Annotated in this window: 14 protein-coding genes; 9 read left to right on the top strand and 5 right to left on the bottom strand. The window is 71.5% G+C overall.

The annotated features are described in order from the left end of the window. The first annotated feature begins 157 nt into the window (after positions 1–157). Positions 158–1,009, top strand: a complete 852-nt coding sequence (locus tag AB0937_RS24395; RefSeq protein ID WP_366714299.1) for a sulfurtransferase — start codon at positions 158–160, stop codon at positions 1,007–1,009. Positions 1,010–1,071: 62 nt separating this feature from the next. Here AB0937_RS24395 and sepH read toward each other — a convergent pair whose 3' ends face one another. The 3 genes from sepH to AB0937_RS24380 form a co-directional block, all read right to left on the bottom strand. Further along, positions 1,072–2,106, bottom strand: a complete 1,035-nt coding sequence (gene sepH, locus AB0937_RS24390; protein WP_366714298.1) for a septation protein SepH — start codon at positions 2,104–2,106, stop codon at positions 1,072–1,074. Positions 2,107–3,111: 1,005 nt separating this feature from the next. Then, the gene (locus AB0937_RS24385) at positions 3,112–4,431 is read right to left on the bottom strand and encodes a D-arabinono-1,4-lactone oxidase (RefSeq protein ID WP_366714297.1); all 1,320 of its coding nucleotides are present in this window, start codon (positions 4,429–4,431) and stop codon (positions 3,112–3,114) included. Beyond that, positions 4,391–5,632: an MFS transporter gene (locus tag AB0937_RS24380; protein WP_366714296.1), complete on the bottom strand. Its 1,242-nt coding sequence runs from the start codon at positions 5,630–5,632 to the stop codon at positions 4,391–4,393. Before AB0937_RS24380 ends, AB0937_RS24385 begins: the two co-directional genes overlap by 41 nt. A 313-nt stretch (positions 5,633–5,945) precedes the next feature. Here AB0937_RS24380 and AB0937_RS24375 point away from each other — a divergent pair, with 313 nt between their 5' ends. Both AB0937_RS24375 and AB0937_RS24370 read left to right on the top strand, forming a co-directional pair. After that, a complete protein-coding gene (locus AB0937_RS24375) occupies positions 5,946–7,073 on the top strand; it encodes a ferrochelatase (protein WP_366714295.1) in 1,128 nt (375 codons plus the stop codon). Between the two features lie 8 nt (positions 7,074–7,081). Further along, the gene (locus tag AB0937_RS24370; RefSeq protein WP_366714294.1) at positions 7,082–7,897 is read left to right on the top strand and encodes an inositol monophosphatase family protein; all 816 of its coding nucleotides are present in this window, start codon (positions 7,082–7,084) and stop codon (positions 7,895–7,897) included. Positions 7,898–8,015: 118 nt separating this feature from the next. Here the strand turns inward: AB0937_RS24370 and AB0937_RS24365 are convergent, their stop codons facing one another. Beyond that, the gene (locus AB0937_RS24365) at positions 8,016–8,189 is read right to left on the bottom strand and encodes a hypothetical protein (protein ID WP_234846524.1); all 174 of its coding nucleotides are present in this window, start codon (positions 8,187–8,189) and stop codon (positions 8,016–8,018) included. A 414-nt stretch (positions 8,190–8,603) separates the two neighbouring features. Between AB0937_RS24365 and AB0937_RS24360 the strand changes: the two genes are divergently transcribed. The 4 genes from AB0937_RS24360 (at position 8,604) to AB0937_RS24345 (ending at position 12,187) form a co-directional block, all read left to right on the top strand. Continuing rightward, positions 8,604–9,257 carry a response regulator transcription factor gene (locus AB0937_RS24360; protein ID WP_234846523.1) on the top strand — a complete coding sequence of 218 codons (654 nt, stop codon included), beginning with the start codon at positions 8,604–8,606 and terminating at the stop codon, positions 9,255–9,257. Positions 9,258–9,263: 6 nt separating this feature from the next. Beyond that, positions 9,264–10,496 carry a HAMP domain-containing sensor histidine kinase gene (locus tag AB0937_RS24355; RefSeq protein ID WP_366714293.1) on the top strand — a complete coding sequence of 411 codons (1,233 nt, stop codon included), beginning with the start codon at positions 9,264–9,266 and terminating at the stop codon, positions 10,494–10,496. A gap of 406 nt (positions 10,497–10,902) precedes the next feature. Beyond that, positions 10,903–11,199, top strand: a complete 297-nt coding sequence (locus AB0937_RS24350) for a DUF4193 domain-containing protein (protein WP_003993510.1) — start codon at positions 10,903–10,905, stop codon at positions 11,197–11,199. 13 nt (positions 11,200–11,212) lie between these two features. Continuing rightward, a complete protein-coding gene (locus tag AB0937_RS24345; protein ID WP_366714292.1) occupies positions 11,213–12,187 on the top strand; it encodes a hypothetical protein in 975 nt (324 codons plus the stop codon). 307 nt (positions 12,188–12,494) lie between these two features. Here AB0937_RS24345 and AB0937_RS24340 read toward each other — a convergent pair whose 3' ends face one another. Continuing rightward, positions 12,495–12,950: a DUF3093 domain-containing protein gene (locus AB0937_RS24340; protein WP_366714291.1), complete on the bottom strand. Its 456-nt coding sequence runs from the start codon at positions 12,948–12,950 to the stop codon at positions 12,495–12,497. 58 nt (positions 12,951–13,008) lie between these two features. On the opposite strand from AB0937_RS24340, the gene AB0937_RS24335 reads away from it, so the two are divergent. Together AB0937_RS24335 and dut are read left to right on the top strand one after the other, a co-directional pair. Then, the gene (locus AB0937_RS24335) at positions 13,009–13,593 is read left to right on the top strand and encodes a PaaI family thioesterase (protein WP_366714290.1); all 585 of its coding nucleotides are present in this window, start codon (positions 13,009–13,011) and stop codon (positions 13,591–13,593) included. A gap of 104 nt (positions 13,594–13,697) precedes the next feature. Next, positions 13,698–14,267, top strand: coding sequence for a dUTP diphosphatase (gene dut, locus AB0937_RS24330; RefSeq protein ID WP_366714387.1), 570 nt, complete (start codon positions 13,698–13,700; stop codon positions 14,265–14,267).

Here is a 14,267-nt window from a genome sequence, read left to right as displayed (position 1 = left end):
TGCGGGCACCTGTCCCTCGCGGCGCGCTTGTCGGCAGATGTCGTTCAGCTGTACAGCATGTGCTTGTTCCCGTACTCCGAGTGATCGCCGTGCTCCGGCCGAGCAGAGTAGCCGGACGAGGGCGGCTCGGCCACCCCCGTGCGCGAGGATGGGGACCATGAACGCCATCATCAGCGCATCCGATCTCGCGCAGGACCTCGCGGGCGCCCGGCCGCCGGTCCTGCTCGACGTCCGCTGGCAGCTCACCGCGGCCAAGGCGGCCGGCGAGCCGCCGTTCGACGGCCGTGCCGCGTACGAGGCAGGGCACCTGCCCGGGGCCGTCTACGTCGACCTGGACCGGGAGTTGGCCTCAGCGCCGGGCGAAGGCGGCCGGCACCCCCTGCCGGACCTCGCCCGCTTCGGTGCCGTGATGCGCCGGGCCGGCGTCTCGGCCGGAACACCGGTGGTCGTCTACGACGGCGGCCACGGGTGGGCGGCGGCCCGGGCGTGGTGGCTGCTGCGCTGGACGGGTCACCCGGAGGTGCGAGTCCTCGACGGCGGGTTGCCGTCCTGGGAGGGGCCGTTGGAGCAGTCCGTGCCGACGGTGGAAGAGGGCGACTTCGTGCCCGAGCCGGGGGTGACGGGGCTGCTGGACGCGGATGCCGCCGCGGCGCTGGCCCGCTCCGGGGTGCTGCTGGACGCGCGGGCGGGGGAGCGGTACCGGGGTGAGGTGGAGCCGATCGACCCCGTGGCCGGGCACATTCCGGGCGCGGTGTCGGCACCCACCACGGAGAACGTGGGCGCCGACGGGCGTTTCCTGCCCGCCGGAGAACTGCGGGAGCGGTTCAAGGGCCTTGGCGTGACCGAGGGGTCGCGGGTGGGCGTGTACTGCGGTTCGGGGGTCTCCGCCGCACACCAGGTCCTGGCCCTGGCGGCCGCCGGCATTCCGGCCGAGCTGTACGTGGGGTCGTGGTCGGAGTGGTCCTCGGACCCGGACCGTCCGGTCGCCGTCGGTCCGGACCCGCAGTGACCTGACGCTACGAGGGGCCGTGCCCGGATGGCGCGGCCCCCGTTGCTCACCAGTCGACTCGCCTACTCCTGCTTCTTGCGCCGGGTCCCGAACACGATCTCGTCCCAGCTCGGGACGGCCGCCCTGCGCCCGGGGCGCACGCCGTCCGCCTCGGCCTGGCGGTCGGTGGCACCGATCAGCCGGTCGCGGTGGCTGCCCACGCTGCGCGGCATGAGGACGTCCGCGTAGGCGGAACCGGCCGAGGCGGCGGGAGCCGGGGGCTCCTCTTCCTCGACCTCCGCTACGACGGTCTCCTCCTCGGGCTCCGCCGGGGGGAGTTCCGGAACGACCAGGTCGCCGCGGAAGCTCGGCACCGCCTCGAGCAGGCTCGTCAGTGAGTCGCGCTCGCCCGTGGTCTCCTCGATGGGCTCGGACGCCTGGGCGGGCAGGCTGGGCCGCTCGCGCTCGGGGCGGTCCAGCGGTCTGTCGCGCGGCAGCCGGGCGATCCTGGGCACGAACGGGAAGCTCGGCTCGGGCGCGGACAGGTCGTCGGACTCGCCGATCAGGGAGCGCGCCTCGTCGTCGACGGCCTGGACGAGCCGCCGGGGCGGGTCGTACGTCCAGCTCGCCGAGTGCGGTTCGCCGGCGACACGGTAGACCAGCAGAACTTCCCACGTGCCGTCGTCGCGGCGCCATGAGTCCCACTGCACGGAGTCCTTGTCGGCGCCGCGCAGCAGCAGTCGCTCCTGCACGGCCTCGCCCAGGGGCGGGCCGGAGTTCTCGCCGGGGCGGCGGACGGGCGTCTTGCGGGCTCGCTCGGCCATGAAGGCGCGCTCGGCGAGCACGGGGCCCTCGAAGCGGCGCACCCGGTCGACGGGGATGCCGGCCATCTGCGCGACCTCTTCCGCGGTCGCGCCGGCACGTATACGCGCCTGGATGTCGCGGGGGCGGAGGTGGCTTTCGACCTCGATCTCGATCTGGCCGAGACGGGGACGGTCGCCGCGCACGGCGGCGCGCAGGCGTTCGTCGATCGGAAGCGTGTACTCCGTAGAGTCGGCAGCCTTCAGCACCAGCCGTGTGCCGTCATTCGAGACGGCCACGACACGCAGTTCGGGCATGGGGACCTCCCGGGTGGTGCCTGCCGACGTCACGTGCGTCGCTGCTTCCGCTAGTCGAGTGTGGCCTGCCCGGGTGCAGCCTGCCACAACCTTGCCGAGTTGCCCGGCGTGTCGGGCGCGGGCCCTGGATCGCCGTTATGGCACGGTTACCTATTCGCAACGCTAAGTGACGAACTCTGTCACCCTGTGCAACTAGCCCCCCTCCCGGCGGTCCTTAAAGGCCCTGTACACCCTGACGGGAGACCGGACCCAGGGCTCGCAACAGTACTCCATTCGGGCCACGTGCGTGGATTGGCACGCCGCCCAACTTCTGGCAAGGGGTGGGACTTGGCCTCCCCTGCCCCCATCTCTCGATCTTGAACGTGGGGTACTTCACATAATCGCCGGAATCGGAACGAAGGGTTTCGCGCGCACGTCCCCTTCTTGTGCAGTTGCACGACCCTGTACGGGAAAGGCGGACAAGGTCCGGAGGAGCGTGAAAGGTCCGACGCTGTCGAGGAGTCGGGCGAGCAGGGACGGAGAAGCTCCAGCGGATAGACCTGGCGACGGTGGCCGCACGGCCGGTGACCGAGCCGGTCGGTCAAACCCCGTCGCGGCCCGGTGAGTTCAGCGAGGGCGCTGTCTACGGCGCGCGGGCCGTACGCCGCTCACGGCGGTCGTCGTCTTCGGCTGACGATGGCCGGAATCACCACCTGCGCGCCGGCATCGGGTCACAGCCTCCGCGGAGGTCGCGGCACCACGGTCGGCGACCCGTTGTCCGGTGGCGGCGCCACCGCCCGGGACCCGGGAAGGCCGGGCAGTTCGGGCGGCTCGGCCCATCCGGTGCGTCCGGCTCCCGCAGCTCCGGCGTCGAGGAGGCCCCCGACGGCCGATCCGTCCGGCGCGCCGCAGGGCGGAACCACATCGCCCTCACCCGAGAGAGTGGCGGGACGAGGCCCGGCCCGGCCGCCTCCCCGAGTGCCAAGGGGGAGCGAAGAGACCGGGAGTGCCACCCCGAGTGCGCCCTTACGCCCCCAGAACCCTCCGCAAGTAGTCGTTCTGGAACCGCCGATCAGGGTCCAGACGATCCCGCAGCGCCGTGAACTCGCCGAAGCGCGGATACACCCGGGAGAAGTACTCGGCGTCCCTGGTGTGGATCTTGCCCCAGTGCGGACGGCCTTCGTGGGCGGTGAAGATGCGCTCGGCGGACGTGAAGTACCGCTGGTAGGGCGTGCCCCGGAACATGTGGACGGCGATGTACGCGCTGTCCCGGCCGGACGCGGTGGACAGGGTGATGTCGTCGGCGGGGGCGGTGCGCACCTCGACCGGGAAGCTGACCCTGAGGCCGGAGCGGTCGACCATCGCCTTCAGCTCGCGCAGCGTCTCGACGACGGCCGCGCGCGGAACGGCGTACTCCATCTCCACGAAGCGCACCCGGCGCCGAGACGTGTAGACCTTGTAGGGGATGTCCGTGTAAGTCCGCGCGGACAGGGCCTTGCTGGAGATCTGGGCGATCGCGGGGATCGTGGCGGGCACCGCGCGGCCGACCCAGTTGGCCACCTGGAACGCCCCGTTGGAGAGGAGCTCGTCCTCGATCCAGCTCTTGACCTGCGGCACGGGCTTCTCCGGGCCCGCGCTGCGGTTGTTCCGCTTGGTGTTGGTGTTGCCGGTGTGCGGGAACCAGTAGAACTCGAAGTGCTCGTTCTCGGCCCAGAGCTCCTCGAAGTCCGCGAGGACCCGGTCCAACGGCATCGGCTCCTCGCGGGCCGTGAGCAGGAAGACCGGCTCGGCGGCGAAGGTGATCGCGGTGACGATCCCCAGGGCGCCGAGGCCGATGCGGGCGGCGGCGAAGACCTCCGGGTTCTCCTTCTCGGAGCAGGTGAGAACCGAACCGTCGGCGGTGACCAGCTCCAGGCCCTTGATCTGGGCGGCGATCGAACCGGAGTCGCGGCCCGTGCCGTGGGTGCCGGTGCTGGTGGCTCCGGATACCGTCTGCTCCATGATGTCGCCCATGTTGGTGAGCGACAGGCCCTCACGCTCCAGGGCCACATTGAGTCTCTTGAGCGGGGTGCCGGCCTCCACCGTGACCGTCATGTTCTCGCGATCAATGCTGCGGATGCCGGTCAACAGTTGAGGACGGATCAACACACCGTCCGTCGCGGCTATGGACGTGAAGGAATGCCCCGCGCCGACCGCCTTCACCTTCAGACCGTCCTCGGCGGCCCGCCGCACGGCGGCGGCCAGCTCGTCGACGGAGGCAGGGGTGACCTCCCGCGCGGGACGTGCCGAGACGTTGCCGCCCCAGTTACGCCACGTGCCGTTCTTTCCGTTCGCTGTGCTGCCCAACGGAGCCTCCCCGACCCGGTGCCGGTCGCTTGAGCCGGCGGAACCCGAGGAAACCGACCGCGACCGCGACGGCCCCGGCCACCGCCGGAACCCCGTACCCCGCACGCGCCCCGGCCGCGTCGATCACCCAGCCGGCCGCGGCAGAGCCCAGTGCGACTCCCACCGCGAGCCCGGTGCTCACCCAGGTCATGCCCTCGGTGAGCTGCGCGCGTGGTACGTGCTCTTCGATGAGGGACATGGTCGTGATCATCGTCGGCGCGATGGACAGACCCGCAACGAACAGCGCCACGGCCAGAAACGGCAAGTTTCCGACCAGTAGGAGGGGGATCATACTCACGGCCATGGCGCATACGCCCAGCAGCCACCGTCGTTCCGGCGCCCCGGCGAAGTGCAGCAGCCCGAAGATCATGCCCGCCACACAGGAACCCGCCGCATACAGGGCGAGGACGACGCTCGCTGCGGCCTTGTGCCCCTCCTCTTCGGCGAAGGCCACGGTGACCACGTCGACGGCCCCGAAGATCGCCCCCGTGGCGACGAAGGTGGCCACCAGGACCTGGAGTCCCGGTGCCCGCATCGCGCTGCCGCCGCCACCCTTCCGCTGCCGGGGGTGCGGCTCGGGTTCGGTGGCGCGCTGCGCGGTCAGCCAGAACACGCCGGCGGCCAGGAAGCACGCGGCGAGCAGTGGGCCGGCCTCCGGGAACCAGGCGGTGGAAAGGCCGATGGAGATGATCGGCCCGAAGACGAAGCACACCTCGTCCACCACGGACTCGAACGAGTACGCCGTGTGCAGCTGCGGCGTGCCCCGGTACAGCGCCGCCCAGCGGGCCCGGATCATCGCGCCGACGCTCGGCACGCAGCCGATGCCCGCGCAGGCCACGAACAGCACCCAGTCCGGCCACCCGTAGTGCGCGGCGAACAGCAGGACCGCCGCGGCCGTGAGCGAGATCAGTGTGGCCGGGCGCAGCACCCGCCGCTGCCCGTACTGGTCCACCAGGCGGGAGACCTGGGGCCCGGCCGCCGCGGCGGCCAGGGCGATGGTCGCCGACAGGCCACCGGCCAGCCCGTACCGGCCGGTGAGCTGCGAGATCATGGTGACGACGCCGATGCCCATCATCGACAGCGGCATCCGGCCGAGGAAGCCCGCAGCGGAGAAGCCCTTGGAGCCGGGGGCTGCGAACAGGGCGCGGTAGGGGCTGGGCAACGGGGTCTCCGGAAAGCTCAGTAAGCTGCGAACGCAGTCGACACAGCTTACGGCCCGGAACGCTCCGATGGGACCCGTTCGGCCCCGCGCGGAATCACCCGGCGTGCCCCTGCGGCCCGGCGCTGAATCGCCCCCGACGTTGCCCCTGCGCCTTCGCACAGGTTCGCCTCGACGCGTGCCACTCCGGCCTCGCGCGGGAGCGCCCCGGCGTGCGCCCGGCCGACCCGGCTGCGCATCGCCCCCGCGCCCGCCGGCCGCGCCGGTGCCACCCCGTCGTTTTCCGGCTGTCGGTGCAGGGTGGCAGGATCGACTCATGCCAGACGCGCGTGATGTCAGCCCCTACGACGCCCTGCTCCTGCTCTCGTTCGGCGGCCCGGAAGGCCCCGACGACGTGGTTCCGTTCCTGGAGAACGTGACACGTGGCCGCGGCATCCCCAAGGAACGCCTCAAGGAAGTCGGGCAGCACTACTTCCTGTTCGGCGGGGTCAGCCCGATCAACGACCAGAACCGCGCCCTGCTGGACGCCCTGCGCAAGGACTTCGCCGACCACGGCCTGGACCTGCCGGTCTACTGGGGCAACCGCAACTGGGCGCCGTACCTGACGGACACCCTGCGCGACATGGTCCGCGACGGCCGCCGCCGCATCCTGGTCCTCGCCACCAGCGCCTACGCCTCCTACTCGGGCTGCCGCCAGTACCGCGAGAACCTCGCCGACGCGCTCGCGACCCTGGAGGCGGAGGGCCTCAAGCTGCCGAAGGTCGACAAGCTGCGGCACTACTTCAACCACCCGGGCTTCCTGGAGCCCATGATCGACGGCGTGCTCCAGTCCCTCGCCGAGTTCCCCGAGGACGTCCGGGACGGGGCGCACCTCGCCTTCTCCACCCACTCGATCCCGACGGCCTCCGCCGACACCTCCGGCCCCGTCGAAGAACACGGCGACGGCGGCGCCTACGTGAAACAGCACCTGGACGTGGCGCAGCAGATCGCCGACGCCGTCCGTGAGCGCACCGGCGTCGATCACCCCTGGCAGCTCGTCTACCAGTCCCGCTCCGGCGCCCCGCACATCCCGTGGCTGGAGCCCGACATCTGCGACCACCTCGACGAGCGGCACGCGGCCGGCGTCCCGGCGGTCGTCATCGCCCCGATCGGTTTCGTCTCCGACCACATGGAGGTCCTCTACGACCTCGACACGGAGGCCAAGGCCAGGGCCGAGGAACTCGGCCTGCCGATGCGGCGCTCGGCCACCGTCGGCGCCGATCCCAGGTTCGCCGCGGCGATCCGTGATCTCGTCGTGGAGCGCGCCGCCGTCGAGCGCGGGCAGGACGTCACCCCATGCGCCCTGGGCACCCTCGGGGCGAGCCACAACCTCTGCCCGGTCGGCTGCTGCCCGGCCCGCGCCGCCCGGCCCGCCGCCGCGGGCGCCGACAGCACCTACGCGTGAGGAGCCCCGTGACCGACCCCCTGCACACGGACCTGCTCGACCTCGCCCAGGAAGCCGCCCGCCGCGCCGGCGCGCTGCTGAGGGACGGACGTCCGGCCGACCTCGCGGTCGCCGCGACCAAGTCCAGTCCCATCGACGTCGTGACCGAGATGGACATCGCGGCGGAGAAGCTGATCACGGGTCTGATCGCCGAGCGCCGCCCGGACGACGGCGTGCTCGGCGAGGAGGGCGCCTCCACCGAGGGTACGAGCGGCGTCCGCTGGGTGATCGACCCTCTCGACGGCACCGTGAACTACCTGTACGGGCTGCCCACCTGGGCCGTCTCCATCGCCGCCGAGCAGGACGGCGAGACCGTCGTCGGAGTCGTCACGGCCCCGATGCGCGGCGAGACGTTCCACGCGGTGCGCGGCCGCGGCGCCTGGGCCACCGGCGCCTGGGAGGGTGAGCGCCGGCTGGCCTGCCGCCCCGCGCCGCCCCTGGACCAGGCCCTGGTGTCGACGGGCTTCAATTACGTCGCCGCCGTCCGCGCCCACCAGGCCGACGTGGCCCAGCGGCTGATCCCGCTGCTGCGCGACATCCGGCGCGGCGGCTCGGCCGCGGTCGACCTGTGCGACGTGGCCGCGGGACGCCTCGACGGCTACTACGAGCGCGGCCTGCACCCGTGGGACCTCGCGGCGGGGGACCTGATCGCCCGGGAGGCGGGTGCGCAGACCGGTGGACGCCCCGGAGAGCGCCCGTCGGGCGATCTGGCGGTCGCGGGTACCCCCGGCGTCTTCGAGCCGCTCCAGCGACTCCTGGAGGATTTCGGAGCCTGGCACGACTGAGCGGGCGGCCGGACCGCACCGCGCGACGACGACGCACTGAACGTCAGCTGAACGGCCCCTACGACAACGCGACGGGCCCCGGCGCTGGATTCGCCGGGGCCCGTCGCGTAAGGCCTGATCAGACGCTCGTCGCGCCGACCTGCACACCGTGCTCGGCGGCGAGACGGTGCAGGTCGTCGAGCTCGCCCTGCTCCACGTCGACGAGGAACTCGTCGCCCTCGTCTCGAGCCCGGGACAGATCGGACTCGGTCGCCCTTATGCGCTGCAGAAGTCCTGCGGTGAATGCGTCCATGCTGCGCCCCCTCGTCCTGGGTCGTGGGTCGATGGCACGGGGGTGTGCCGTTCGGAAGGGACGATCACGCCGCATGTGGATGCCCAGCGCCGCTCGGCCGGGCGGCGACGGTGCCGGGCACCCACGCCCACCCTGCGGCAAGCGGATTGATGCGCACCGCATGGTGGTGCGGCGCCAGCAGAGCGTGATCGTGGGATGTAAAGCCGTCCTCCCCAAGCTCCCTTCCGTGGAAACCTAACCGGAGGAGAAAATCTCGTATTCCCTCTCGGGTCACGGCCTCCTCACCCGCCTTACCTCCGACTTATGGCCGAAAAGGGCAGGATGGAGGGCAACACACCAAGGCACCGTCGAAGACCCCTGCCCACGTGCGCCCGTGCAGGGCCACGCGGGTGGACATGAGGAAGGACCAGTTACGTGCGCGTACTCGTCGTCGAGGACGAGCAACTGCTCGCCGATGCGGTGGCCACCGGACTGCGCCGGGAGGCCATGGCCGTCGACGTCGTGTACGACGGTGCGGCCGCCCTGGAGCGCATCGGAGTCAACGACTACGACGTGGTCGTCCTCGACCGCGACCTCCCCGTCGTGCACGGTGACGACGTCTGCCGCAAGATCGTCGAACTGGGCATGCCCACGCGCGTGCTGATGCTGACGGCCTCCGGCGACGTCAGCGACCGGGTCGAAGGCCTGGAGATCGGTGCCGACGACTACCTGCCCAAGCCGTTCGCGTTCAGTGAGCTCATCGCGCGGGTGCGCGCCCTCGGCCGGCGCACCAGCGTGCCCCTGCCGCCCGTCCTCGAGCGCGCCGGGATCAAGCTCGACCCCAACCGGCGCGAGGTCTTCCGTGACGGCCACGAGGTGCAGCTCGCCCCCAAGGAGTTCGCGGTCCTGGAGGTGCTGATGCGCAGCGAGGGCGCCGTCGTCTCCGCGGAGCAGCTCCTGGAGAAGGCCTGGGACGAGAACACCGACCCGTTCACGAACGTCGTGCGCGTGACCGTCATGACCCTGCGCCGCAAGCTGGGCGAGCCCCCCGTCATCGTCACCGTCCCCGGCTCGGGCTACCGGATCTGATCCCCCGTGGCAGCGACCCCCGCGCCCCCGCAGGCGCCCCCCAAGCCCACCTGGGACCCCAGAAGGCCCGTACCGCCCTTCCCGTGGCTGCGCCCGACCATCCGCATAAGGCTCACGCTGCTCTACGGCGGCATGTTCCTGATCGCCGGCATCCTGCTGCTGTCGATCATCTACCTGCTGGCCGCGCAGGCGCTGCACGTGGGCAGCGACCTGCCGTTCAAGATCGTCGAGGGCAAGGTCACCAGCGACATCTGCAACCTGCCCGACCAGGCGTCGCCGAGCGAGTTCAACGACGCGATGAACACGTGCGTCAACGAGCAGCGCCGGCACGCCCTGGACGACCTGCTCAGCCGCTCGCTGCTGGCGCTGCTGGGCCTGGCGGTCATCGCCTTCGCCTTCGGCTACGCGATGGCCGGCCGCGTCCTGTCGCCGCTGGGCCGGATAACCCGTACCGCCCGGGCGGTGGCGGGCTCCGACCTGTCCCGCCGGATCGAGCTGGACGGCCCGGACGACGAGCTCAAGGAGCTGGCGGACACCTTCGACGACATGCTCGAGCGGCTGCAGCGCGCCTTCACGGCCCAGCAGCGCTTCGTCGGCAACGCCTCGCACGAGCTGCGGACGCCACTGGCGATCAACCGCACCCTCCTGGAGGTGCACCTGTCCGACCCGAACGCCCCCATGGAGCTGCAGCAGCTCGGCAAGACGCTGCTGGCCACCAACGAGCGCAGCGAGCAGCTCGTCGAGGGCCTGCTGCTGCTCGCCCGCAGCGACAACCAGATCGTCGAGCGGGGCCCCGTGGACCTCGCCGAGGTCGCCTCGCAGGCCATCGACCAGGTGCACGGCGAGGCCGAGAGCAAGGGCGTCGCGATCCGTGGCGAGCAGAAACCTGCGGTCGTGCAGGGCAACGGCGTGCTGCTGGAGCGGATCGCGCTCAACCTCGTGCAGAACGCCGTGCGCTACAACGTGGCGGAGGGCGGCTGGGTCGAGGTCACGACCGACGTCCAGCACGGCCAGGCGGTCCTGGTGGTCTCCAACACCGGCCCGGTCGTGCCGGCCTACGAGATCGACAACCTCTTCGAGCCGTTCCGGCGGCTGCGCACGGAGCGCACGGGCAGCGACAAGGGCGTGGGGCTCGGACTCTCCATCGTCCGGTCGGTGGCCCGGGCGCACGGCGGGCACATCTATGCCCAGCCGCGTGAGGGGGGTGGACTCGTCATGCGCGTCACGCTGCCGATCTGAGATCATGTCGCCGATCAACTCGGAGACACGCGGGGATGTTCGCTTTACGCGGAATTTCTTATGCTTCGCCGCGCGTGCGCCGTGTGTGATCGATCACAGGGACGCCTTTCCGGCCATCTACTCTCCGTGATCATGCACGCTGTCGTAAAGCCGGGAAAATCCCGGTTTTCGGGGGTCTTGATCACGGGAAGTACACGGTGAGACGCCTTTGGCGTGCAGCATTCGGACCGTGTACGGTCCCCATCGCCATCCAAGCCGATCACTCGTCAGGAGTCCGGTTGGGTGTCGATTGAGTAACAGACCTTGATGTGAGGCAAAATCTCCGCCTCAGGTCGGGCACAAGTCCGGCCTCTCACGCGTTACGTGCGCTGGAGACACCGCAGACACCCAGAGGGGGAGAGCGACCATGGCCACCGATTACGACACCCCACGCAAGACCGACGACGACGTCGACTCGGACAGCCTCGAAGAGCTGAAGGCCCGGAGGAACGACAAGTCGGCTTCCGCCGTGGACGTCGACGAGTTCGAGGCCGCCGAAGGCCTGGAGCTGCCCGGAGCCGACCTCTCGAACGAGGAGCTGGCCGTCCGGGTGCTCCCGAAGCAGCAGGACGAGTTCACGTGCATGAGCTGCTTCCTGGTGCACCACCGCAGCCAGCTGGCCCGCGAGAAGAACGGTCAGCCGATCTGCCGCGACTGCGACTGAGGACGGGTCGGCCGTGACTGGCTCGACCCCTCCCTGGAAGCGCCGCTTCTCCAAGCGAAAAGCGGACGAAGGGCCGATCGACGGCCCGCGGCACGGCGCGCGTGACGACGAGCGAGGCTCAACCGGTCCGGAGACGGCCTCGCTCGAACCGGCAGCGGACCGGGGTGACCTCCCGGCGGCCGTGGACGTCCCCGCACCCGTCGCGAGACGGCGGGCGGGGACGATCCGGGATCGCGCCAGGGAAGGCGCCCGCAAGGGCGGCGACCGGGCCCGTGCCGGACTCGCCTATCTCGCCGACCGGATCATCGAGCTGGCCCCGCGCGTCCCCGTACGGGACCTGGCGACCCTGCGCAGGCAGTTCCCGGGCCTCGGCCCCGAGGAGCTGGCGGACAAGCTGGTGGCGGGCGCCGCGAAGGCGACGGCGACGGTCGGAGCCGGAATCGGCGCGGCCGCGATGCTCCCCGTGCCCCCGGCGATGCCGACGGAACTGGCCGCCGAGGTCACCGGCGTCGCCGCGATCGAGCTGAAGCTGATCGCCGAGCTCCACGAGGTCTACGGCGTACGGCCGCCGGGCAACCTCAAACAGCGCAGCACCGCGTACCTCGACTCCTGGTCGGGGGAGCGAGGGATCGACGCGTCCAAGCCGTCGACCCTCAGTACGGCGCTGAACAGCCGCATGAAGCGCGACCTGCGGCAGCGGATCATGAAGCGCACGCTCCGCAACATGCCGAACCTGATGCCCTTCATGGTGGGTGCCGCGGTGGGCGCGGCCATGAACCGCGGCGAGACGAGAAAGCTCGCCGGGCGGATCCGCCGGGACCTGCGCAAGATCCAGGTGCCCTGGGAGGCACTGGAGGCGCTCCCCACGCTGGAACGTCCGGCGGACGCCCTGGAGATGGGCGAGATCACGCACGACCCCCTGGGCCGCCACGAGGGCCGCCGGCGCGACGACGGCGGACAGGACAGCGGACGCTTCGGCGGGCGCTGAGACGGCGGGTGCGGCGATGGCGGCGCTGAGCCGCTGGACGCGGCGACGGCGCGGAGACGCTGGGCGCGGCGGCGGTGCCGAGTGCGCGATGATGGCGGACACGACAGCGGACGCGGCGGCGGGCGCTGAGACGTCGGGCGCGGCGATGGTGCCGAGAAGGCAAGCGCGGTGACGGTGCCGAGATGACAAGCGCGGTGACGGTGCCGAGATGACAAGCGCGGTGACGGTACCGGGACGGTGAGTGCGCGACCGGGGCCGGGCCGGGGGGCGTCAACACGCTGGGCGGGTGACGTCCCGCGCGGGTGTGCTACGGCTTCGCCGCCCGCAGCGCCTCCGCCAGGCGCTCCGGCTCGCGCGTGGACAGGTACAGGTACGGAGTCGGGTCCTGCGGGTCCGTGACCTCCACGCGCAGGGCCGTGGGGATGTACGCGCGCAGCAGGAGGAAGGCGCGCGGGTCGGCCTTGTGGGTGCGCCAGGCGCGGGCCTCCTCCCGGTCCAGCACCTCTGCCTCGCCCAGCGCCGCCAGCGGGATCTTCGCCTCGCCCGCGATCAGGGAGTCGCCGACCACGCGGATGCGCACGGAGCCGTAGGAACTCGCGGCGACGGCCGCGACCGCGGTGCCCCCGGCCAGGCCGCCCAGCATGGGCAGCGTGCCGAAGGGGAGCAGGATCAGGGCCATCGAGACGCCCACGAGGAACGAGATCAGCCACCAGGTCCGCGGGGCGGTGAGGCGTTCTTCGTACGGGGCGGCGGAGAGCTGCATGGAGCCAAGCTTGACACGGTGTCCGGAAGGGGCCGACGCGCGGGTAAGGTCTCCGGCTGTGAGTGGTACTTCCCCGGCTCTTCAGCCCCCGGCCGACGCCGTGCAACCGGTGCGGCACCCGGACGCGCCCGCGCCCGGTGAGCTCCTCGGCGCGCACTACGGCGAGTGTTTCGGCTGTGGTGGCGACCAGCCGCACGGGCTGCACCTGGAGGCGCGGGCCGGTGAGGGCGTGTCGCTCGCCGCCGAGTTCACCGTCCAGCCCGCCCATCAGGGGGCCCCTGGCCTCGCGCACGGCGGCGTGCTCGCCTCCGCGCTGGACGAGACCCTCGGCTCGCTGAACTGGCTGCTGCGCACGATCGCGGTGACGGGGCGGCTGGAGACCGACTTCGTGCGGCCCGTGCCCGTCGGCACGACCCTGCACCTGGAGGCGGAGGTGACGGCCGTGGCGGGGCGGAAGATCTACTCCACCGCGACCGGACGCGTCGGCGGCCCCGACGGGCCCGTGGCGGTGCGCGCCGAGGCCCTCTTCATCGAGGTGAAGGTCGACCACTTCGTCGACCACGGCCGCCAGGAGGAGATCCAGGCGGCCATGAGCGACCCGGACCAGATCCGGCGTGCCCGGGCCTTCGAGGTGAACCCGTGAGCGCGGAATGTTCTGTGCGCGCCGGGAGCGCAGCAGAAACCGTCAGCCCCTTGGGTACCGCAGAAACTGTCAGCCCCTTGGTTACCGCAGGCCCGGGCAGCCCCGTGGCTCCCGCGAGCCCCGGGGTCCGGCCGCCGCTGGACGTACTGATCCGGCGCCTCGATCCGGAGGTGCCGCTTCCGTCGTACGCGCAGCCCGGGGACGCCGGAGCCGATCTGCGCACCACTGAGGCGTGCCAACTGGAGCCGGGCGAACGGGCCGTACTGCCCACAGGCGTGTCTGTGGCGCTGCCCGAGGGGTACGCGGCCTTTGTGCACCCGCGATCCGGTCTGGCCGCTCGCTGCGGCGTCGCCCTGGTGAATGCCCCGGGGACGGTTGATGCCGGGTACCGTGGGGAGATCAAGGTGATCGTGGTGAATCTCGACCCGCGCGAGGCCGTGCGGTTCGAGCGCTTCGACCGGATTGCCCAACTGGTGGTCCAGCAGGTCGAGAGGGTCCGCTTCCAGGAGGTGGCGGAACTTCCCGGCTCCGCGCGGGCCGAGGGGGGCTTCGGGTCCACCGGAGGCCACGCCGCGGTGGGCGGGACGAGCGGCACAAGCGGTCAGGCCGCCGTGGGCGGTCAGGCGGGTGGGAATCGATACGCTTCGGTCGTATCCGACCGGGAAGGACAGTGA

The organism is Streptomyces sp. NPDC047880 (genome assembly GCF_040706515.1).
Lineage (GTDB): Bacteria > Actinomycetota > Actinomycetes > Streptomycetales > Streptomycetaceae > Streptomyces.
This window is presented reverse-complemented; position numbering and strand designations above follow the sequence as displayed.

Excerpts from the sequence above, each read along its gene's own strand:
- AB0937_RS24395 (WP_366714299.1), top strand. The coding sequence starts at position 158 with ATGAACGCCATCATCAGCGCATCCGATCTCGCGCAGGACCTCGCGGGC.
- sepH (WP_366714298.1), bottom strand. The coding sequence starts at position 2,106 with ATGCCCGAACTGCGTGTCGTGGCCGTCTCGAATGACGGCACACGGCTG.
- AB0937_RS24375 (WP_366714295.1), top strand. The coding sequence starts at position 5,946 with ATGCCAGACGCGCGTGATGTCAGCCCCTACGACGCCCTGCTCCTGCTC.
- AB0937_RS24365 (WP_234846524.1), bottom strand. The coding sequence starts at position 8,189 with ATGGACGCATTCACCGCAGGACTTCTGCAGCGCATAAGGGCGACCGAG.
- AB0937_RS24350 (WP_003993510.1), top strand. The coding sequence starts at position 10,903 with ATGGCCACCGATTACGACACCCCACGCAAGACCGACGACGACGTCGAC.
- AB0937_RS24340 (WP_366714291.1), bottom strand. The coding sequence starts at position 12,950 with ATGCAGCTCTCCGCCGCCCCGTACGAAGAACGCCTCACCGCCCCGCGG.